Origin of the sequence: Alteriqipengyuania flavescens (assembly GCF_030406725.1) — a bacterium.
Taxonomy (GTDB): Bacteria; Pseudomonadota; Alphaproteobacteria; order Sphingomonadales; family Sphingomonadaceae; genus Alteriqipengyuania_B; species Alteriqipengyuania_B flavescens.
Map to the genome: position 1 here is coordinate 2,084,729 of NZ_CP129107.1, position 20,564 is coordinate 2,105,292.

Here is a 20,564-nt window from a genome sequence, read left to right on the forward strand (position 1 = left end):
ACGGCGCTTGCGCTCCAGCCATCGCCGGCCGAGCGCAAGTTGCTCGAACGACGCCTCGCCAGTCTCGGCTAGTCGGCCGCCGGAATCCACTTCATCACGCCGCCCGCAAGCGGCGTCCAGCGGCCCATCCGCACGCCCGCATGGGCCAGCGTATCGCCCACCCACTGGTTGCAGGTGTTGGCAAGCGTGTAGCGACCGAGCGCGTCGTAATTCGCCGCGCCTTCCTCGAAGCTGTGATGGCTGACCCGCGCCTCGCCCGCGCCCAGCGGCGGCAGGGTCGCCGCGATACGGGCAACCAGCCGCCCATATTCCGCCGGGCGCAGGCGCAGGTTCCGGTGGCTGTCCGATGGTGCGGGGCGGATGTAGTGGCCCACGCGCATCAGCCCTTCGCCGCCGCCGAAGACGATGCGCAGCGCGGTCTTCGCCTTCATGTCGCCCCACGTCGGCGTGTTGAGGAACACCTCCTTCTCGCCCCAGCCGACCGCGACGTGGGTCGGCATGCGGCCATCGGGGCGGGGACGGGCGGCGCTCGGGAACGTGGTGCGCCAGTCCTTGTGCGCGGTGACGATGGGCATGACGATCCCGGTGTGGATGCCGTTTGTCTCGACCATGATGTCGACGCCCGGCTCGCTTGCCGCCGCTTCGGTCCAGCCGGAATTGCGCGGAATGCTGCTGCCGATCCACGCTGCGAGGAGATAGAGCGCAAGCGCCGCAAAGGGCGCGAGGAGGAGCGCGGCGAGCGCGTTGACCCGGCGCCCGAACGGCTTCACCGACGCGTGCCCTTGCGCAGCCACAGGATCGACCAGTCGCCGTTCACCAGCCGCTTCACGAGGTGGAAGCCTGCCAACCGATAGGCTTCGCGCACCCGCGGTTCCTGTTCGCCCAGCAGACCCGCCAGCAGCAGGTGCCCGCGCGGGCTGACGTGGTCGGCGAAATCGGCCGACAGCTCGACCAGCGGCCCGGCGAGGATGTTGGCGATGAGGAGGTCGTAGGGACCGCGCGTCGCCAGTACCGGGCCTTCCATCCCCGCAGCCGTCGTCATGGTCAGCTGGCCGCGCCGGGTGCCGGCTGCAACGCCGTTCGCGGCCATGTTGTCCGCCACCACGGCTTCGCACACCGGGTCGATGTCGGACGCGGTGGCCCTCGCCGCGGGCCACAGGCGCATGGCGGCAAAGGCGAGCAGGCCGGTGCCGGTGCCGATGTCCGCATGGTTGCGCACAACCACGCCGGTGCGGCGCATCTCGGCCAGCATGGCAAGGCAGCCCGCGGTCGTCTCGTGCTGGCCGGTGCCGAAGGCCTGGCTGGCCGGGATGACGAATTCGATCGTGCCGTCCTCGCCCAGCGGGTCATGCTCTGGCGTGCGGACGCGGAACGGTCCGGCTCGGATCGGATCGACGCCCTGCTGGCTCAGCGTCACCCAGTCCTCGTCCGGCAATTTCTCGCTTTCGAAAGCGGGCGCATCGCCGCCAAACAGGTCCGCGAGCATGGCGACATCGCCCTTGCGCGGCTTGTGCGGCAACCAGGCTTCGATCACCCAGTCGTCGGGCCTATCGGGCGCGATTTCGCGGCCCGCGATGACGAAGTCCGCCGGCCAGTCCTCGATCTCGTCATGCGCCAGCAGCGCCGCCTGGACGACCGGCTTGTCCGCCTGCCCGAAGATGCGCCAGCTGGTCATTGCGCGGCCTCTTCGGCGGGCGCGGCAGGGTCGGCGAAGTCGGCAGCGATTGTGGACCCGTCCACCGCGCCGGTCGCGTGGCCGATCACACGGGCGCCGCGGCTGCGCAGATCGCTGGCAATGGCGGCGCCGATGCCGCGGCTCGATCCGGTGAGAAGGATGGTGGGCGTGTCCATGACCCGAAGCGATAGGCGAGGCGTGGATTGCCGCCAAGCACTTGCGTCCATCGCTTGCACAACCCAGTATCTTCGCTAGAGCAGCGCCGAACCACGCGCGCAGGTGCCCGCCCGCGCGGCAATTCAAGTACCGGAGCATCCATGGCGAACCGTCCGCTTTCACCGCACTTGCAGATCTGGAAATGGGGGCCGCACATGGCCGTCTCCATCCTCCACCGCATCACCGGCGACGGGATGGCCTTCGTCGGGCTCGGCGTGATGCTGTGGTGGCTCGGTTCGCTGGCCGGTGGGCAGGCGTCCTACGAAAGCTTCGTGACGCTGATGACCTCGCCCATCGGCTATATCGTGATGGTCGGCCTGAGCTGGGCGTTCTTCACCCACATGATGAGCGGCCTGCGGCACTTCGTGCTGGATATCGGCGCGGGGTACGAGCTTACCACGAACCGCTTTTGGTCGATCGCCTCGCCGGTCATCGGCATCATCCTCACCGCCGCCTTCTGGGCGCTGGTCCTGCTGAAGTAAGGGAGACCGCAGCATGGCAAACGGCACCCCCATCGGCCGCGTCCGCGGCCTCGGCCCGGCCCACGAAGGCCCGCACCACTGGCTCGTCCAGCGCTTTACCGCGATCGGCAACCTGTTCCTGATGCTGTGGTTCGGCGTCAGCCTGGCGCTGATGTCGTCCTACGACTACGCCTCGATGACGGACTGGCTGTCCGGCCCGCTCAACAGCACGCTGATGGCGCTGCTGGTCATCAGCATCTTCTGGCACGCGCGCCTGGGCCTGCAGGTACTGGTGGAGGATTACGTCCACGACGCCGGCACCAAGTTCGGCGTGATCGCCGCGCTCAACCTCGCGACCTTCGCCTCGGTCGCTTTCGCCCTCATCTGTATCGCACGCATCGCTTTCGGAGCCGCCTGACATGGCCGACACTTCCGCCTACAAGATCATCGACCATACGTATGACGTGGTGGTCGTCGGCGCCGGGGGCAGCGGGCTGCGCGCCACCATGGGCAGCGCCGAAGCGGGCTTGCGCACAGCCAATATCTCCAAGGTCTTCCCGACCCGCAGCCACACCGTTGCGGCACAGGGCGGCATCGCCGCTTCGCTCGGCAACAACACGCCTGACCACTGGCAGTGGCACATGTACGACACTGTTAAGGGGTCGGACTGGCTGGGCGACCAGGACGCGATCGAATACCTCGCGCGTGAAGCGCCCGCCGCCGTGTACGAGCTGGAGCATGCCGGCGTGCCTTTCAGCCGAAACGAGGACGGCACGATCTACCAGCGCCCCTTCGGCGGCCACATGCAGAACATGGGCGAAGGCCCGCCGGTGCAGCGCACCTGCGCCGCGGCCGACCGTACCGGCCACGCCATGCTCCACGCGCTCTACCAGCAGAGCCTGAAGTACGACGCGGATTTCTTCATCGAATATTTCGCGCTCGACCTGATCATGGAAGACGGGGCGGACGGCGTGCCCGTGTGCCGCGGCGTGATCGCCATGTGCCTCGACGATGGCACCATCCACCGCTTCCGCAGCCAGGCCGTGGTCCTGGCGACGGGCGGCTATGGCCGCTGCTATTACACCGCGACCAGCGCGCATACCTGCACTGGCGACGGTGGCGGCATGGTGCTGCGCGCCGGCTTGCCGCTGCAGGACATGGAGTTCGTGCAGTTCCACCCGACCGGCATCTACGGCGCGGGCGTGCTCATTACCGAGGGCGCACGCGGAGAAGGCGGCTATCTCACCAACTCCGAAGGCGAGCGGTTCATGGAACGCTACGCTCCCTCGGCCAAGGACCTTGCATCGCGCGACGTCGTGTCGCGCTCGATGGCGCTGGAAATGCGCGAAGGGCGCGGCGTGGGGCCGGATGGCGACCACATCTACCTGCACCTCGACCACATCGATCCCAAGGTGCTGGGCGAGCGACTGCCGGGCATCACCGAAAGCGGCAAGATCTTCGCCGGCGTCGACCTGACGCGCCAGCCGCTCCCGGTCACGCCGACGGTGCATTACAACATGGGCGGCATCCCGACCAACTTCCACGGCGAGGTCGTGACCATCGACCAGTCCGGCAATCCGGACGCGGTGGTCCCGGGCCTGTTCGCCGCGGGCGAGGCGGGCTGCGTGTCCGTCCACGGCGCGAACCGCCTCGGCTCCAATTCGCTGATCGACCTGGTGGTGTTCGGCCGGGCCATCGGTCACCGCCTGCGGGACACGATCAAGCCCGGCGCGAAGCAGGACGAATTGCCGCAGGCCGGCACCGACTTCGCGCTGGAGCGGCTCGACCATTTCCGCAACGCCGATGGCGGCACGCCGACTGCGGAGCTGCGCAGCGACATGCAGAAGACGATGCAGCGCCATGCCGCCGTGTTCCGCGACAGCAAGCTGATGTCCGAAGGCGTGGAGCAGCTGGCCGAAATCAACAAGCGCATGGCCGACATCAAGGTCTTCGACCGCTCGCTGATCTGGAACAGCGACCTCATCGAAACGCTCGAGCTCGACAATCTGATGGCGCAGGCCGTGGTCACGATGGCGAGCGCGGAAAACCGCAAGGAAAGCCGCGGGGCCCACGCGCACGAAGACTTCCCCGAGCGTGACGATGCCAATTGGATGAAGCACACCGCTGCGTGGCTCGAAGGCTGGGGAGGCAGCGGCGGCGAGGTGAAGATCGATTACCGCCCGGTCCACGAATACACGCTGACCGACGACATCGCTTACATCGAACCGAAGAAGCGGGTGTACTAGATTTGGGAATTCTGACGATCGCCCGCCAGAAGAAGGGGTGGCGCGATCTTTTGAGGGCCTATTGTGTCGAGGTTGACGGTGAGGATGTCGGCAAGGTCCGGCGCGGGGAGACATTCCGTGTCGATCTTCCTGCCGGCTCGCATTCCGTTCGCCTGAAGATCGATTGGTGTTCGTCCCAGACCATCGAAGTGGACGGTGAGGCGGACACGCTGCTGCATTGCGCTCCGGGTGGTACGGCGCTGACGGCTCTTCCGGATATCATGGTCTTTACCGATCATTATATCACGCTGGTCCGCGGTTAAGCAGCGCTTTCGCGGCCGCGCCGCATTCGCTAGAGCAGCAGGTATGGACAGGACGGGGCAGCAACTGGCGCTGGCGGTGGTGGTGCCCGTCCTCAACGAGGCGGCAAACGTCGCGCAGTTGCGCACGCGGCTGGCGGCGGCGCTGGCGGAAATCCCGCACGAGGTCATCTTCGTCGACGACGGATCGACCGACGGGACGCAGGGCGTGGTCGAGGCGCTTGCGCTGGGCGATCCGTCCACGCGGCTGATCCGGCGGCACGGACGGCGCGGGCTTTCGTCCGCCGTGGTGGAGGGGATGTGCGCCACGGTCGCGCCGGTGGTCGCGGTGATCGACGGCGACTTGCAGCACGACGAGACCATCCTGCCAGCGCTCTACCGCGCGATTGCCACGGATGGCGCGGAACTGGCGGTCGGCACGCGTTACGGCGCGGGCGGATCGACCGGCGCATGGGACCCGCGCCGCGCCGCTATCAGCCGCTATGCCACGAGGCTGGCCGCGGTGGTGATGAAGACGCGGCTGTCCGACCCGCTGAGCGGCTTCTTCGCCATCCGCCGCGACGTGCTGCTCGGCCTGGTGCCGCGCCTGTCACTGGTCGGCTACAAACTGTTGCTCGATATCGTCGCCAGCGCCGGACGGCCGCTGGACCTCGCCGAAGTGCCGTACACATTTGCCGAACGTAGCGCGGGCGAGAGCAAGCTCGATAGCGCGGTGGCGATGGATTACGTCGAGCTGCTGGTGGAAAAGACCGTCGGCCGGTGGATCCCGGCGAAGCTGGTGCTGTTCAGCGCGGTCGGATCGACCGGCGTGATCGTCCACATGGCGGTGCTCGCGCTGCTCGGGTTGCTGGGCGCGGATTTCACTGCGGCGCAGGCGGGAGCGGTGGGCGTGGCGATGATCTACAACTTCACGCTCAACAACCGGCTGACCTATCGCGACCGCCGCCTGACCGGCGCGGCATGGTGGACGGGCCTGGCAAGCTTCATCGTGCTGTGCAGCATCGGCGCTTTTGCCAATGTCGGGGTCGGCAGCTTCATCTACGACCTCAGCGGCGGGGGCTGGGTGCTGGGCGGCCTCGCCGGGATCGCCGTGGGCACGGTTTGGAACTTCGTCGCCACCAGCTGGCTGACCTGGCGGCGGCGGTAACGGCGGCGCTGCCCCCCTAACGGATGTTGGTGATCTCGTCGCAGGCGCGATCGTCGCCCTGAAGGCCCAGGCGCAGCGCCTCGCTGCGCTGGCGGCTGGTGCCGTGGGTGAAATTCTCGCTGCTGACGCGCCCGCCTGTCAGGCGATCGTCGCCGATGGCTGCGGCAGCGCGAAGGCCTTCTTCGAGGTCGCCCGGTTCGATCAGGTTGCGGTTCTTGGCCGCCCAGACACCGGCATAGCAATCCGCTTGCAATTCCATCCGCACTTGCAGCTGGTTGGCAGCGCGCGGGTTCTGGCCCTGTGCGCTGCGGATCGAATTGGCGATGCCGGTGATGTTCTGGATGTGGTGCCCGTATTCGTGCGCCATGACGTAATAGCGCGCGAAATCGCCCGGCGCGCCCAGTTGGCGGTCGAGTACGTCGTAAAAGCCTGTGTCGATATAGATGCCGCCGTCGGCCGGGCAGTAGAACGGACCGGCGGCAGACGATGCCGCGCCGCATCCGGAGCGGACCCGGCCCGAATAGAAGTTCAGGAAGGGCTGCTGAAAGTCATAACCCTGCTGCGCGAACACGCGCGACCAGGTTTCGTTAAGGCTGCCGAGCGCCGCGCAGCTTTCCTGCGCATACTGGTTGGCGCTGCACAGCTCTTCCTCGGTGGCGCTGCTACTGGTTTCCGGGGCGCTGGATGTCCCGCCGACCGTGGACAGGGTCGTCATCGGGTCGATGCCGAACACGACTGCGCCGACCAGCGCGATCACGATCGCCCCGCAACCCAGCTTGCCGCCACCGCCCAGTCCACCGCCGCCACCGCCGCCGCGGACATCGATATTGCCGGTGTTGAACGGATTGAGCCGCATGGTATTCCCCCTGAAATCGAGACGCGTCTGTGTGCGTCTACGCATTGTGTTTCAATCCCAACCCGCAGGAGGCCGGTTTGTTTCTAAAAGGAAAGCGCGCATTGGTGACGGGGTCAACCTCCGGCATCGGCCTCGCGGTGGCGCGGGCGCTCCACGCCGAAGGGGCCGAGATCGTCCTCAACGGCTTCGGCGATGCGGAGGAGGTCGCCGCGCTGCAGGCCGAGCTTGGCGATGCGGCGTGGTCCGATGCCGATCTCACCGACGTGTCCGCGATCGAGGCGATGATGGCGAAGGCGGGCGGGATCGACATCCTCGTCAACAATGCCGGGATGCAGCACGTATCGCCCGTGGCCGAATTCCCGCCGGCGAAGTGGGATGCCATCATCGCGCTCAACCTGTCGGCCGCGTTCCACACCGCGCGCCTCGCCATCCCGCACATGAAAGCGGCCGGGTGGGGCCGGATCATCAACACGGCGAGCGCCCATTCGCTCGTCGCCTCGCCATTCAAGAGCGCCTATGTCGCGGCAAAGCACGGGATCGCGGGCCTGACCAAGACGCTCGCGCTGGAGCTGGCGCAGGACGGGATCACCGTGAACGCGATATCGCCGGGCTATGTGTGGACGCCGTTGGTCGAAAACCAGATCCCCGATACGATGGCCGCGCGTAACCTGTCGCGCGACGAGGTCATCAACGATGTGCTGCTGGCAAAGCAGCCGACCAAGTCGTTCGTCCAGCCGGAAGACATCGGCGAACTCGCCGTCTTCCTGTGCCGCGATGCCGCGCGCAACGTGAACGGGGCGAACTGGAGCATCGATGGCGGCTGGACCGCCGAATGAACGGGACACGAAGGGGCCTTGAGCACATGATTACGAAGACTTTCCGCCGCGCGCTAACGGGCGCGCTTTCGCTTTCCGTGCTGCTGGGCACCACCGCGCTTTCCGCGCAAGACTATCCCATCGCGCCCGACCGCGCAGCGACGGAGACCATCCTGCTCGACCATATCAAGGTGCTGGCAAGCGACGAATACGGTGGCCGCCTGCCGGGCACCGAAGGCGGGCAGAAGACGCAGGCCTACATGATCGAGAAGCTGGAAAGCTATGGCTACCAGCCCGGTTACAAGGGCGAATGGCGCCAGCAGGTCATGCTGGAAGGGCAGGTGCCCGGCGCGCTGGCCATGAAGATCGGCGACACCGAGATTGCGGGGGACGATGCCTTCGCCCTCTCGCTATCCGACAGCCCGCTGATGGCATCGGGCGCGGAGCTGGTCGCGCTCGGCAGTGCGGAAGACATCGCGGCGACGCAGGGCAAGGTTGCCGTAATCACCAATCCGATGGGGGCACAGTCCCTGCTCGGCCCGGCGATGGAAGGCGGCGCGCTGGGCGCGCTCGTCCTCGTCGAGCAGGAGCCGATCTGGAACCAGTTCCGTTCCTTCGCCTCCCGTCCGCAGTGGAACCTCGCCGGCGGCGACATGGAAGAGGAAGACGAGCAGCCCCTCGTCGCCCTCGTCGGGCCGACCACCAGCGCCGCCATCCTCGCCGCCCTCGGCACCGACAGCGCCGCTCTCGGCGAACGGTCGGGCGAAGTCATCGGCACATCGACCTTTTCCAGCGATGCGGAGAGCCTGACGGCGGAAAGCGCCAACGTGGTCGGCATGCTGCCCGGCACGAAGCCCGGCAGCGGCGCGATCATCATGATGGGCCACTGGGACCACCTGGGTTCGGACTGCGCGCCGGAAACGGAGGAAGACCGCATCTGCAACGGCGCGGCGGACAACGCCAGCGGCATTGCGGCCATCCTTGAGACCTCGCGCCGCCTTGCCATGGGGCCGCGGCTCGAACGCGACATCTACATCATGGGCACCACGGCAGAGGAAATGGGCCTGCTCGGCGCGCGCTATTTCGCCGACAACCCGCCGATCCCGCTGGAAGACTTCCAGGCCGCGCTCAATATCGACATGATCTCGATCGCGCCCGCCGGTACGCCGCTGACCGTCATCGGCTGGGGCGAGACGCCCATGGACGCGCCGATCAAGCTGGCCGCAGCGGCGCTCAACCGCACGATCGACGTGGGCGAGGAATCGGCCAAGTACGTGCGCCGGCAGGACGGCTGGGCGCTGATGAACAAGGGCGTGCCCGCCGTGCTCGTCTCCGGCGCCTTTGCCGACGACGACATCCTCGATGCCTTCATGGGCACGCGCTATCACAAGCCGAGCGACCAGGTGCATGACGAGCTGGAAATCAGCGGGATGGCCGAAGACGTACCGCTGTACGTCGTGCTGATGGCGATGCTTGCCAATCCGGACCGCTACGAGAAGCCGGAAGGCTGGGAATTCGACCGCGGCGAATAACCGCCCGCGCGATTTACCGAATGGAGGGCCGGGGCATCCAGCGCGGGTGTCCCGGCCCTTTGCCGCCATGGGGCACAGGCGGTGGGCGGCCCCTAGCTAAACTGCGGACACGCGGTTACATGGGCCGCCACATTCCCCCCGGCAGGCGATTCTCCACGTGGCAAATCTCGATATCTCCCTCGGCCTTACTTTCGACGACGTGCTGCTCGTGCCGGCGGAAAGCGACATCCTGCCATCGATGGCCAACACGGCCACGCAGCTGACGCGCGACATCGCGCTCAACATCCCGGTCGTCTCCAGCGCGATGGACACGGTGACGGAAGCCGACATGGCGATCGCCATGGCGCAGCTGGGCGGCATCGGCGTGCTCCACCGCAATTTCGAAGTGGAAGAACAGGTCGCGGCCGTGACCGCCGTGAAGCGCTTCGAAAGCGGCATGGTGGTGAACCCGATCACGATCCACCCCGACGCCACGCTGGGCGAAGCGCAGGCGATCATGCAGAAGAACCGCATCAGCGGCATTCCCGTGACCGATCGCAACGGCAAGCTGGCGGGCATCCTGACCAACCGCGACGTGCGCTTTGCGGAAAATCCGATGCAGCCGGTCAAGGAACTGATGACGACTGACAACCTCGCCACCGTGCCGCTCGGCACCGGGCAGGAAGAGGCGCGCCGGCTGCTCCACCAGCGCCGGATCGAGAAGCTGCTGGTGGTCGACGACGACGGTCGCTGCGTCGGCCTGATCACGGTCAAGGATATCGAGAAGGCGGTCGCCTATCCCGAAGCGACGAAGGACGACCAGGGCCGCCTGCGCGTGGCCGCGGCAACCACCGTGGGCGACAAGGGTTTCGAGCGGACCGAGGCGCTGATCGATGCGGGCGTGGACGTGGTGGTGATCGACACAGCCCACGGCCACAACAGGGACGTTGCCTGCTCGGTCGAACGGGTAAAGAAGCTGTCGAACAGCGTGCAGGTCATCGCCGGCAACGTCGCCACGGCCGAAGCGACGCGCGCGCTGGTGGGCGCGGGCGCGGATGCGGTGAAGGTCGGCATCGGGCCGGGTTCGATCTGTACCACCCGCGTCGTGGCAGGCGTCGGCGTGCCTCAGCTAACCGCGATCATGGACTGCGCGGAAGCCGCCGCGAAGGACGGCGTGCCGGTGATCGGCGACGGCGGCCTGCGAACCAGCGGCGATGCGGCCAAGGCGCTGGCCGCCGGGGCCTCCACCATCATGATCGGATCGATGCTGGCCGGTACCGAGGAAGCGCCGGGCGAAACCTTCATCTACCAGGGCCGAAGCTACAAGGCCTATCGCGGGATGGGCAGCGTCGGCGCGATGGCGCGCGGCAGCGCCGACCGCTATTTCCAGGCCGACGTCAGCCAGCAGAAGCTCGTGCCGGAAGGGATTGAGGGGCAGGTGCCGTTCAAGGGCCCGGCGGCCGCGGTGGTCCACCAGCTCGTCGGCGGGATCAAGGCGGCCATGGGCTATACCGGCAGCAGCACGATCGACGCGCTGAAGAACGCGAAATTCGTGCGCATCACCAACGCCGGCCTGACCGAAAGCCACGTCCACGATGTGAGCATCACCCGCGAAGCCCCGAACTACCCGACGCGATGACCCCGTCGGCCCGTGTCCAGGCGGCGATCGAGATTGTCGATGAAGTGATCGCCGCGGCGAAGGCCGGCGGCGCGCCCGCCGACCGTTTGATTGCCAATTACTTCAAGGCGCGGCGGTATGCCGGGTCGAAGGACCGGCGCGCGGTGCGCGAACTGGTTTACGGCGCCATCCGTGCGTGCGGCCCGGTGCCGGGCAGCGGGCGCGCGGCGATGCTGCGGCTGGCCGAAATCGATCCCGCAATCGCACCCCTGTTCGACGGCGAGGGGCACGGTCCGGCGCCGGTCAGCGAAGGCGAGCCGGTGGCGGACGGCGGCATCGCGCCCGACTGGCTCGTCGCGCGCCTGCTGGCATCGGACATAGATCATACGGAAGCCGCCGCGCTGCTGGACCGCGCGCCGCTCGACCTGCGCGTCAACACGCTGAAGGCCGAACGCGCGGGCCTCGACCTGCCGGAGCCGGGCGAGCCGCTCGCCGCGCCGCACGGGCTGCGCTTCGACGCCGGGACGCAGGTCGAACAGTGGCCCGCTTATCGCGAGGGGGCGATCGAGGTGCAGGACGGGGGCAGCCAGATCGTGTGCCTCGCTTTTGGCGCAGAGCCGGGGGACACGGTGATCGACCTGTGCGCAGGCGCGGGGGGCAAGACGCTGGCGATTGCCGCGCAGATGGAAAACCGCGGCGTGCTCGTCGCCAGCGACACGGACCGTGCGCGGCTTTCCCGCTTCGGCCCCCGTGCCGCGCGGGCGGGCGTGACCATCGCCAGCACCGTCCTGCTCGATCCGGGCAAGGAACTTGCCGCGCTGTCCGATTACGCCGGCAAGACGGACCGCGTGCTGATCGACGCGCCGTGTTCTGGCACCGGAACGTGGCGGCGCAATCCCGAAGCGCGCTGGCGCCTCACGGAAAAGCGCCTCGACCAGCTTGTGCAGGTCCAGTCGCAACTCCTCGAAATCGCGAGGGAACTTGTCGCCCCGCACGGCACGATCACCTTCGTCACCTGCTCGCTGCTGGACGAGGAAGGGGCGGGGCAGGTCGAGCGTTTCCTCAGCGCCAATCCCGGCTGGCGGGCGGAGCCGCTGGCGCTACCCGCAGGGCGCGAGCGCGGGGAGGGCATGCGCCTGACCCCGCACCATGACGGGACGGACGGATTTTTCGTCGCGCGGCTGGCGCAAACCCGTTAAGCTCGCCCTCATGGCAGACGCGCTACCAGCCGACCCGATGGCCGAAGAAAGCCCTGCTAACGGTTCGCTCAAGGAGTTTGTAATGCGCTACACCCCCGCCGCCCTCGCACTTGCCGCTCTCGTGGCGATCCAGTCGAGCGTGGGGATGGCGGCGCAGGAACCTGCCGATCCGCGCGCGGCCGCGCTCGTGACGCAAGGGGAAGCATCGCTTGCGGCCGGCGAAACGCAGAGCGCGATCGATGCGTTCGAAGCGGCGCTGGTGATCGATCCCGCCTACAGCGACGCTTACGTGCACCTGGCCGACGTGGCCCGGGCCGAAGGGCTGCAGGGCAAGGCGATCCATTATTACCGCATGGTGCTGGAACGCGAGCCGCGCAATTTCGCCGCCATGGCGGGCGAGGGCGCGGCGCTGGCGGAAAAGGGCGCGACCGAGCGTGCGCGCCGGACGCTCGCCCAGCTGGAATCGCTGTGCGGTGCGGATTGCGCGGAAACGCGCGAGCTCGCCGCCCTGATCGAGGCCGGCTCTGCCGAGCCGGTGCTGGCGGCCGAGGACGTGATGCCGGACATGACCGTCCAGCAGAATTGAGGCCGGCAGAATTGAGGCCGATTCCCCGCGCAGGCGGGGACCTCGGTCAACTTGGCGCGAACATCCTGAGACCCCGGCCTACGCCGGGGATCCTCGCTCAAATGCGGTCGCGGAATTCCGCCACGACGGCGCGATAGATCTCTTCCTTGAATGGCACGATCAGCTTCGGCAGATCGTCGGGATCGACCCATTTCCACTCGCAGAATTCGGGGTGCTCGTGCGCTTCGAGGTCGATGTCCGCGTCCTCGCCGGTGAAGCGGGCGAGGTACCAGACCTGCCGCTGGCCGATGAACTGCCCCTTCCAGAGCTTGCCTTTCAGTTCATCCGGCAGGTCGTAGAAAAGCTCACCCGGCAGGCGGCCGACGATCTCGACCTTGTCAGCGGACAGGCCCGTTTCCTCGCCCAGTTCGCGCAGCATCGCCGCGTCAAGATCCTCGCCATCATCGACACCGCCCTGCGGCATCTGCCAGCGGTCCCCTTCGCGGTTGTCGATGCGCTGGCCGACGAAGGCCTTGCCGTGCGCGTTGACCAGCATCACGCCGACGCAGGGGCGATACAGCGCCCGGTCGCGGCCCAGATCGGCGTCGCTCATGCGGCGCGCCCCAGCATCAGCTTCACAGCGGCAAGGAAAGCATCAACATCTGCCTGCCCGCTCGGCAGCGCTTTTCGGAGCGTGGTGAAGCCGTGGATGATCCCGGGAAATTCGAGATAGGCGACTTGCGTCCCCTGCTGGATCAGGTGCGCGGCATAGTTGCGCCCGGAATCGCGCAAGGGGTCGAGCCCCGCCGTGCAGACCACGGTCGGCGGCGTGTCGGTGCAGGTGCCCAGCATCGGCGTGACGCGCGGGTCCGCCCCGTCGCCGGCATACTGTTCCGTAAACCAGGCCATCGCGGCTTTCGTCAGCAGGAACCCTTCGCCGAACAGCGATGTGCTTTCATGCTGGGAAACATCGTCCGCCACCGGATAGATGGGGGCTTGCACGATCACGGGGACGTCCGCGGGATCGGCGCACAGCTGGTTGGTGGTGACGATGGTGAGGTTGCCGCCCGCACTGTCGCCCGTCAGGACCAGGCCCGTGACCTCGCGGCCCAGCGCTTCGGGCGACGTCGCCACCCAGCGCGCCGCGGCCTCGCAATCGTCCGGCGCGGCGGGGAAGGGGTGTTCGGGCGCCAGGCGATAGGCGACCGAGACCAGCGGCAGATCCAGCGTTGCCGCGATATGCGCGCACAGCGAATCGTAGACGTCGAGATCGCCGATCACGAACCCGCCGCCGTGGAAGAAAACCACCGCCGGGCCGGCCCCGCGCGTGGCCTTCGCGTCGTAGAACCGCAGGGGGATGTCGCCCGCGGGGCCGGGGCAGGTGAGGTCCTTCTTTACCGCAAGGTCGGGCGCGGGCGCCTCCGCCATCTGCGCCATCACGCGCATCTGCTGGCGCCCCTCGACCGCGCCGACTTCCTCCACGCCCTTGCCGCCCATGGCTTCCAGCATGGCAAGGAAAGCGCGCACATCTTCGCGCACGGGATGTTCGGTATCGGCCAAGGTCTCTCTCCACTGCAATTGTCGCCCGGCGTCTTAGGCCGCGCGCCGCGAAGCCGCAATTCCCGCGCAAACGGAAAAACTTGATTGCCGCGGCCCGCGGGCGCACCTAGGTCGCGAGCCAACGACAAGCCGACAAGCAAATGCAGGACGAATTATGGCCAGCCAGGTGGCGGATGCTCCCGCCGAGAACACTTCCCCCGAAGCGGTCGTGGTCCGTTTCGCCGGGGACAGCGGCGACGGGATGCAGCTGACGGGCGGGCAGTTCACGCTCTCCACCGCGCTGGCGGGCAACGACCTTGCCACCTTCCCCGATTTCCCCGCCGAGATCCGCGCGCCGCAGGGCACGCTGTTCGGCGTGTCAGCATTCCAGATCAACTTCGGCAGTCGCGAGATCAACACGGCGGGCGATGCGCCGGACGTGCTGGTGGCGATGAACCCGGCGGCGCTGAAAGTGAACATCGCGGCGCTGAAGCCCGGCGGCCTGATCATCGCCGATACGGGCGCCTTCACGAAGCGCAACCTCGACAAGGCGAAATACGACACCAACCCGCTGGAAGACGGCAGCCTGGCGAAATACGACGTGCTGGCCTTCGACATCAGCGAAAAGACGATCGAGGCGGTGAAGCCCTTCGGCCTCGGCAACAAGGATGCGCTGCGGTCCAAGAACATGTGGACGCTGGGGCTGGCGCTGTGGATGTTCGACCGTCCGCGCGACCCGATCCACGACTGGCTGAGGGCCAAGTTCAAGTCCAAGCCCGATATTGCGGACGCGAATATCGCGGCGCTGGATGCAGGCCATGCCTATGGCGAAACGGCCGAGCTGGCGGGGCCCCAAGGCCATGTGTTCCGTCAGGTCCATCTGGACCCGGTGCCGAGCGAGGCGGGCCTGTACCGCACGATCACGGGTGCGGAGAGCGTAAGCCTCGGCCTCGTCGCGGGGGCGCAGCTGGCGGAATTGCCGATGTTCTTCGGCGGCTATCCCATCACGCCCGCCAGCGCGATCCTGCACCACCTTGCGCGGTTGAAGGAATACGGCGTCACGACCTTCCAGGCGGAAGACGAGATCGCCGCGATCTGCGCGGCCATCGGCGCGAGCTATGCTGGCCAGCTGGGCGTAACCAGCTCGTCCGGCCCCGGTATCGCGCTGAAGACGGAGGCGATGGGCCTCGCCATCATGACCGAGCTGCCGCTGGTCATCGTCAACAGCCAGCGCGGCGGCCCGTCCACCGGCCTGCCGACCAAGACCGAGCAGAGCGATCTCTACCAGGCCGTCTATGGCCGCAACGGCGATGCGCCAATGCCGGTGATCGCCGCGCGCAGCCCCGGCGATGCGTTCGAATGCGCCATCGAGGCGTGCCGCATCGCGGTGGAATACATGACCCCGGTGATGCTGCTGACCGACGGCTATATCGCCAATGCGGCGGAGCCGTGGAAAGTGCCGGACCCGGCCAGCTACACACCGTTCCCCGCGAAATTTCTCGAAGAAAAGAACGGTGAGGAATTGCTGCCCTACACGCGCGATGCGAAGGGCGCGCGGCCGTGGATCAAGCCCGGCACGCCCGGCCTGATGCACCGCATCGGCGGGATCGAAAAGGCGGTCGACACCGGCCACATCGACTATGCGCCCGACAACCACCAAGCCATGACCGACGCGCGCCGCGACAAGGTGCTGGGCATTGCCGTGCCGGACCAGGAAGTCGATCTGGGTGAAGCGGGCGGCAAGCTGGCGGTGGTCGGCTGGGGCAGCACTTACGGCCCGATCCACCAGGCGGTGGTGCGTTCGCGGCGCAAGGGCTTCGACGTCAGCCAGATCCACGTTCGTCACATCTGGCCGCTGCCCGCCAACCTTGGCGAGCTGCTGCACGGATACGACCATGTGCTGGTGCCGGAAATGAACACCGGCCAGTTCAAGACCGTGCTGCGCGACCAGTTCCTCGTCGACGCGCAGCCGCTCACCAAGACCAGCGGCCAGCCCTTCCAGATCGCCGAACTGGAAGAAGCGATCGCGAAGTATTTCGACGGCGTGGCCGGCAACGAGGGCGGGCAGGTCCCGGCCAACGACCAGCAGCTTCCGAGCACGGAGACGGACGCATGAACGCACCCGCAAAGATCGAAACCACGCTCAAGGACTGGGAAACCGACCAGGAGGTGCGCTGGTGCCCCGGGTGCGGGGACTATGCGATCCTGAAGGCGGTGCAGCGCACCTTGCCGCAGCTGGGCGCGGATCCGGCGAACACCTGCTTCATCAGCGGCATCGGCTGCTCCAGCCGCTTTCCCTATTACATGGAATCCTATGGCTTCCACACGATCCACGGCCGCGCGCCGGCGGTGGCGACGGGGGTGAAGCTCGCCAACCCCGACCTCGACATCTGGCTGGTGACGGGCGACGGCGACGGGCTTTCCATCGGCGGCAACCACCTCATGCACGTGCTGCGGCGCAACGTGAACATGCAGATCATGCTGTTCAACAACGAGATTTACGGCCTCACCAAGGGCCAGGCATCGCCCACCAGCCGGGAAGGGACCAAGTCGCCCTCCACGCCCATCGGCAGTTACGACCATCCCGCACGCCCCGCCGCTTTCGCGCTGGGCGCAGGTGCGCGTTTCGTGGGGCGCGGTTTCGACGTGTCGAAGAACCTGCCCGACGTGCTGAAAGCGGCCCATGCCCACCAGGGCGCGGCGTTCATCGAGATTTTCCAGAACTGCATCGTCTATAACAAGGACGTGTTCGACGATTTCGCCGCCCCGAAGGGCGCGGAGGATCGGCAGCTGTGGCTGGAAAACGGCGAACCGATGCTGTTCGCAAACGGCACCAAGGGGCTGACGCTGGACCGCGATGCGCTGCAGCTGAAAGTCGTCGACGTGACCGATGGCGACTGGGAGGCCGCCGGCGTGATCCGCCACGACGTCACCAATCGCAGCGTGGCGCACATGCTGGTGGAAATGCCCTTCGGCCCGTTCCCGATGGCGCTGGGCGTGCTGTACGACGATCCGCGCCCGACGTTCGAGGCGGCGGTGATCGAGGAGCGCAAGAAGGCGAGCGAGGGCAAGACCGCCAACCTCGCGAAGCTGCTCGCCAGCGGGCAGACCTGGACGGTGGACGGGACCGCGCAGGACCCCGTCTGACCCGACCGGCCGTCAACGCTTCAGCGGCGCTCCCTGTTCGCGGATGACGTTGTCGCCTTCGGGCTGCTCTATCTGGTGATCGCGTTGCAGCGCGCTGGCGATCAGGCCCATCAGCAGTGCCCATGCCGCGCCTACGCTCCATCCTGCCAGCACATCGCTGGGGAAATGGACGCCGAGGTAAACGCGGCTGAAGCCGATCGTCAGCACCAGCAGCACCGCAATGCCGATCACGAAGGCGCGTAGTCGGCTCTCCGCCAGGCCTCGCGCCAGCAGCACCGCGATGGTGAGATAGACGATGGCGCTGTTCATCGAATGGCCGCTGGGAAAGCTGAGCGAGGTCACCTCCACCAGGTGCGGCACGATCTCCGGCCGCTCCCGCGCGAAGAGACTTTTCAGCAGCTTGCCGACGATTGATCCGCCACCGGTCGCTACGGCGGTCAGCAGCGCCTGCCGGTAACGGCCGAGCAGCAGCAGGAACGCCACCGCCAGCACCGACACCAGCGTCAGCACGGTCACGCCGCCCAGCGCGGTGATATCGACCATGGCGGTGTGCAGCCATTCCGGCCCGATGGGCGTGGCGAGGTCGCCCGGCACGCGCAGCCCGGTCAGGATCGCGCGGTCGAACGCCTCCGTATCGCCTTCCGCCATCTCGCTCGCCAGCTTCCAGAATGCGAAGCCGAGCGCCGCTCCGCCGAGAAACAGGGCGAGCAGCCGCTGCTCGCGGCGCAGGAACGTGAGGACGCGGGGAAGGTGCATGATGCCGCAATGCACGATGGCGGGCGAAGTTTCGCGCTTTGCCGAATGGCGCGCGCTGGCTAGGCTCGCCGCATGGACAATCTCACCCATTCGCTGGTCGGCGCATTGCTGGGACAGGCGGGGCTGAAGCGCAAGACCGGCCTTGCGATGCCCGCGCTGATCATCGGCGCGAACCTGCCCGATGTGGACGCGGCGTGCTTCTTCTGGCTGGAGGGGGTGGAGCACCTGGGCTTCCGGCGCGGCATCACCCACGGCCCGCCCGCGCTGGCGCTGCTGCCGCTGGTGCTGGCGGGATTGCTCTACGGGTTCGACCGCTGGCAGGCGAGCCGAGGCAAAAGGCCGGAGGGGCGATTGCCCGTCCGCTTCGGCTGGCTTTACGCGCTCGCCTTCCTCGGCTGCCTGACCCACCCGGCGCTCGACTGGCTCAACGTCTACGGCATCCGGCTGCTGGAGCCGTTCTCCAGCCAGTGGTTCTACGGCGACACGCTGTTCATCATCGACGTGTGGCTGTGGGCGTTGATGGGTTTTGCTTGCGTGTTCTCGCTGCGGCGGGAGAAGCGGGGCGGGGAGTGGAAGCGGCCCGCGCGCGTGGCGATTGCGGTGGCGCTGGCGTATATCGGGATGAATGGTGCGGTCAGCCTTGAACAAGAGCGGATCGCATTCATCCACGTGCCAGACGCCCGAAATTTTATTGCTTCTCCACTACCTTTGTGGCCCCTTCAACGCGAAAGCATCGTACAAGCTGCTGACGGGCGATGGATGTCGTCAAGTGGCGAAGGCTTTCGGGCCGTCTATCCGTATAGCTATATCACATCACAGCAATGCAAGATGCCGGACGTTAAGGCCATGCGCAGCTTGGATGACGAACTCGATGCCTTCCTCTTCTGGTCCCGTGCGCCGTTTGCCGAGCGGGCGGCCGATGGCTCCGTCCTCCTGCGCGATGCGCGCTTCTACGATCCGCGCGCGCGGGATCGCTTCACGGTCGCCTTGCCGGATGTGAAGTGTGATCCGATCCCTCCGGAACCGTCCCAGCGTTAGATCGCTTCCCTCTCAACGGGGGAGGGGTATATCTCGCAAGTCCAAATCGTCTGGCTGCGGCGCGACTTGCGCCTGAAGGACCAGCCTGCGCTGCATGCCGCGGCAGGGGCGGGGCCGGTCATCCCCGTCTACATCCTCGACGACGAGCGTGCCGGGGATCGAGCCTTGGGCGGGGCGCATCGCTGGTGGCTGCACCACTCGCTGGAGGACCTTGCGAAAACCTATGGCCGCCGCAATGCGAAGATCGTGCTGCGCCGGGGCGACAGCATCTCCGTGCTGCAGGGCATCGCGCAGGAAACGGGCGCTGCGGCGATTCACGCCAACCGCCATTACGAGCCGTGGCACCGCGAAGCCGAGGAAGACCTGCACGACGCGCTGAAAGACAGCGAGTGCGAGCTGGTCCTGCACGACGGGAATTACCTGCTGCCCCCCGGCACTGCGACGACCGGCAGCGGCGATCCCTACAAGATCTACACTCCCTTCATGCGCGCGGTGAAGGACCTGCTGCCCCCGCGCGACGAATTGCCCGCGCCGGAAACGATCTCGCAGCCATCGAGCCTGCCCGAAAGCGACGAGCTTGCCGATTGGGACCTGCTGCCGACGAAGCCCGACTGGGCCGGGGGCCTGCGCGATTTCTGGACCGTGGGCGAGGATGCAGCGCACGAGCGACTGGAGTGGTGGGCGGACGAGGTCGGCAAGTACGACGATGGCCGCAACCTGCCGTCGAAGGACGAGACATCGAAGATGTCGCCGCACCTGCACTGGGGCGAGATTTCGCCCGTAACCATCTGGCACCGGCTGAAAGACAAGCGCTCCGACGGATGGCAGACCTATGAAAAGGAACTGATCTGGCGCGATTATGCCCAGAACGTGATCTACCAGTTCCCGAAATATCCCGAGGAAAGTTACCGCGATTACGACGAGCAGGTGCTGTGGCGGAACCTCAATCGCGGGCATCTGATCGAAGAGGACCTGGAAGCGTGGCGGCGGGGGCGGACCGGCTATCCCATCGTCGATGCGGGCATGCGGCAGCTGTGGCAGACCGGCTGGATGCACAACCGCGTCCGCATGATCGCGGCCAGTTTCCTCATCAAGCACCTGCTGATCGACTGGCGCCACGGCGAACGCTGGTTCTGGGATACGCTGGTCGATGGCGACTATGCCAGCAACGGCACCAACTGGCAGTGGGTCAGCGGCACCGGCGTGGACAGTAACATGTTCCCGCGCATCATGGCGCCGCTGAGCCAGAGCGAGAAGTTCGATGCGGCGGGCTATATCCGCAAATATGTGCCCGAACTCGCCGACCTGGACGACGCGCAGATCCACGATCCCGACGACGAGCACCGGCCGGGCGATTATCCCGTCAGGCTGATTGGTCACAAGGAAGCGCGCGAGCGGGCCCTGCAGGCCTATCGCGACAGCAAGGGGTGACGCGGCAGTAAGCCGAAACGAAAAGGGCGGCCCGCGAGGACCGCC

21 protein-coding genes are annotated in these 20,564 nt (G+C 67.0%); 14 read left to right on the plus strand and 7 right to left on the minus strand.

Annotated elements, in window-relative coordinates; genetic code table 11:
* Positions 1-68: 68 nt before the first annotated feature.
* The 3 genes from QQW98_RS10765 to QQW98_RS10775 are packed head-to-tail and all read right to left on the minus strand — an operon-like array spanning position 69 to position 1,851.
* On the minus strand, positions 69-770 hold the full coding sequence (locus tag QQW98_RS10765; protein WP_290134940.1) for a DUF2459 domain-containing protein: 702 nt from the start codon (positions 768-770) through the stop codon (positions 69-71).
* Positions 767-1,675, minus strand: coding sequence for a 50S ribosomal protein L11 methyltransferase (locus QQW98_RS10770; RefSeq protein ID WP_290134941.1), 909 nt, complete (start codon positions 1,673-1,675; stop codon positions 767-769). Before QQW98_RS10770 ends, QQW98_RS10765 begins: the two co-directional genes overlap by 4 nt.
* Entirely contained in the window at positions 1,672-1,851 is a 180-nt protein-coding gene (locus QQW98_RS10775) for a hypothetical protein (protein WP_319023287.1), read from the minus strand. Before QQW98_RS10775 ends, QQW98_RS10770 begins: the two co-directional genes overlap by 4 nt.
* Positions 1,852-1,992: 141 nt before the next feature.
* Here QQW98_RS10775 and sdhC point away from each other — a divergent pair, with 141 nt between their 5' ends.
* The 5 genes from sdhC to QQW98_RS10800 are packed head-to-tail and all read left to right on the plus strand — an operon-like array spanning position 1,993 to position 6,044.
* The gene (gene sdhC, locus QQW98_RS10780; protein ID WP_290134942.1) at positions 1,993-2,373 is read left to right on the plus strand and encodes a succinate dehydrogenase, cytochrome b556 subunit; all 381 of its coding nucleotides are present in this window, start codon (positions 1,993-1,995) and stop codon (positions 2,371-2,373) included.
* Positions 2,374-2,386: 13 nt separating this feature from the next.
* Positions 2,387-2,770, plus strand: coding sequence for a succinate dehydrogenase, hydrophobic membrane anchor protein (gene sdhD, locus QQW98_RS10785; protein WP_290134943.1), 384 nt, complete (start codon positions 2,387-2,389; stop codon positions 2,768-2,770).
* Position 2,771: 1 nt separating this feature from the next.
* Positions 2,772-4,598 (plus strand): succinate dehydrogenase flavoprotein subunit, encoded by a 1,827-nt coding sequence (gene sdhA, locus QQW98_RS10790; RefSeq protein WP_290134944.1) that lies wholly within the window; start codon positions 2,772-2,774, stop codon positions 4,596-4,598.
* A 2-nt stretch (positions 4,599-4,600) separates the two neighbouring features.
* Positions 4,601-4,900, plus strand: a complete 300-nt coding sequence (locus QQW98_RS10795; protein WP_290134945.1) for a hypothetical protein — start codon at positions 4,601-4,603, stop codon at positions 4,898-4,900.
* 43 nt (positions 4,901-4,943) lie between these two features.
* Positions 4,944-6,044 (plus strand): glycosyltransferase, encoded by a 1,101-nt coding sequence (locus QQW98_RS10800; protein ID WP_290134946.1) that lies wholly within the window; start codon positions 4,944-4,946, stop codon positions 6,042-6,044.
* A 16-nt stretch (positions 6,045-6,060) separates the two neighbouring features.
* Here the strand turns inward: QQW98_RS10800 and ypfJ are convergent, their stop codons facing one another.
* Positions 6,061-6,900, minus strand: coding sequence for a KPN_02809 family neutral zinc metallopeptidase (gene ypfJ / locus QQW98_RS10805; RefSeq protein WP_290134947.1), 840 nt, complete (start codon positions 6,898-6,900; stop codon positions 6,061-6,063).
* A 77-nt stretch (positions 6,901-6,977) separates the two neighbouring features.
* Between ypfJ and QQW98_RS10810 the strand changes: the two genes are divergently transcribed.
* From QQW98_RS10810 to QQW98_RS10830, 5 genes are all read left to right on the plus strand, one after another.
* Positions 6,978-7,736 (plus strand): 3-hydroxybutyrate dehydrogenase, encoded by a 759-nt coding sequence (locus QQW98_RS10810; RefSeq protein ID WP_290136928.1) that lies wholly within the window; start codon positions 6,978-6,980, stop codon positions 7,734-7,736.
* Between the two features lie 26 nt (positions 7,737-7,762).
* Positions 7,763-9,247, plus strand: coding sequence for a M28 family peptidase (locus QQW98_RS10815; protein ID WP_290134948.1), 1,485 nt, complete (start codon positions 7,763-7,765; stop codon positions 9,245-9,247).
* Positions 9,248-9,404: 157 nt separating this feature from the next.
* Positions 9,405-10,865, plus strand: coding sequence for an IMP dehydrogenase (gene guaB, locus QQW98_RS10820; protein ID WP_290134949.1), 1,461 nt, complete (start codon positions 9,405-9,407; stop codon positions 10,863-10,865).
* The gene (locus QQW98_RS10825; protein WP_290134950.1) at positions 10,862-12,043 is read left to right on the plus strand and encodes an RsmB/NOP family class I SAM-dependent RNA methyltransferase; all 1,182 of its coding nucleotides are present in this window, start codon (positions 10,862-10,864) and stop codon (positions 12,041-12,043) included. Before guaB ends, QQW98_RS10825 begins: the two co-directional genes overlap by 4 nt.
* A gap of 82 nt (positions 12,044-12,125) precedes the next feature.
* Positions 12,126-12,629 carry a hypothetical protein gene (locus QQW98_RS10830; protein ID WP_290134951.1) on the plus strand — a complete coding sequence of 168 codons (504 nt, stop codon included), beginning with the start codon at positions 12,126-12,128 and terminating at the stop codon, positions 12,627-12,629.
* A gap of 97 nt (positions 12,630-12,726) precedes the next feature.
* Here the strand turns inward: QQW98_RS10830 and QQW98_RS10835 are convergent, their stop codons facing one another.
* Together QQW98_RS10835 and QQW98_RS10840 are read right to left on the minus strand one after the other, a co-directional pair.
* Positions 12,727-13,221, minus strand: a complete 495-nt coding sequence (locus tag QQW98_RS10835; protein WP_290134952.1) for an RNA pyrophosphohydrolase — start codon at positions 13,219-13,221, stop codon at positions 12,727-12,729.
* Complete coding sequence (locus tag QQW98_RS10840; RefSeq protein WP_290134953.1) at positions 13,218-14,168, minus strand: alpha/beta hydrolase; 951 nt, start codon at positions 14,166-14,168, stop codon at positions 13,218-13,220. Before QQW98_RS10840 ends, QQW98_RS10835 begins: the two co-directional genes overlap by 4 nt.
* 154 nt (positions 14,169-14,322) lie before the next feature.
* Here QQW98_RS10840 and QQW98_RS10845 point away from each other — a divergent pair, with 154 nt between their 5' ends.
* Positions 14,323-16,263 carry a 2-oxoacid:acceptor oxidoreductase subunit alpha gene (locus QQW98_RS10845; protein WP_290134954.1) on the plus strand — a complete coding sequence of 647 codons (1,941 nt, stop codon included), beginning with the start codon at positions 14,323-14,325 and terminating at the stop codon, positions 16,261-16,263.
* Positions 16,260-17,294: a 2-oxoacid:ferredoxin oxidoreductase subunit beta gene (locus tag QQW98_RS10850; protein WP_290134955.1), complete on the plus strand. Its 1,035-nt coding sequence runs from the start codon at positions 16,260-16,262 to the stop codon at positions 17,292-17,294. Before QQW98_RS10845 ends, QQW98_RS10850 begins: the two co-directional genes overlap by 4 nt.
* Before the next feature lie 12 nt (positions 17,295-17,306).
* Here the strand turns inward: QQW98_RS10850 and QQW98_RS10855 are convergent, their stop codons facing one another.
* Positions 17,307-18,140 (minus strand): phosphatase PAP2 family protein, encoded by an 834-nt coding sequence (locus QQW98_RS10855; protein ID WP_290134956.1) that lies wholly within the window; start codon positions 18,138-18,140, stop codon positions 17,307-17,309.
* Between QQW98_RS10855 and QQW98_RS10860 the strand changes: the two genes are divergently transcribed.
* Together QQW98_RS10860 and QQW98_RS10865 are read left to right on the plus strand one after the other, a co-directional pair.
* Entirely contained in the window at positions 18,123-19,088 is a 966-nt protein-coding gene (locus tag QQW98_RS10860) for a metal-dependent hydrolase (protein ID WP_290134957.1), read from the plus strand. The two genes, QQW98_RS10855 and QQW98_RS10860, sit on opposite strands and share 18 nt — an antisense overlap.
* Before the next feature lie 30 nt (positions 19,089-19,118).
* Positions 19,119-20,519, plus strand: coding sequence for a cryptochrome/photolyase family protein (locus QQW98_RS10865; RefSeq protein WP_290136929.1), 1,401 nt, complete (start codon positions 19,119-19,121; stop codon positions 20,517-20,519).
* Positions 20,520-20,564: the final 45 nt, after the last annotated feature.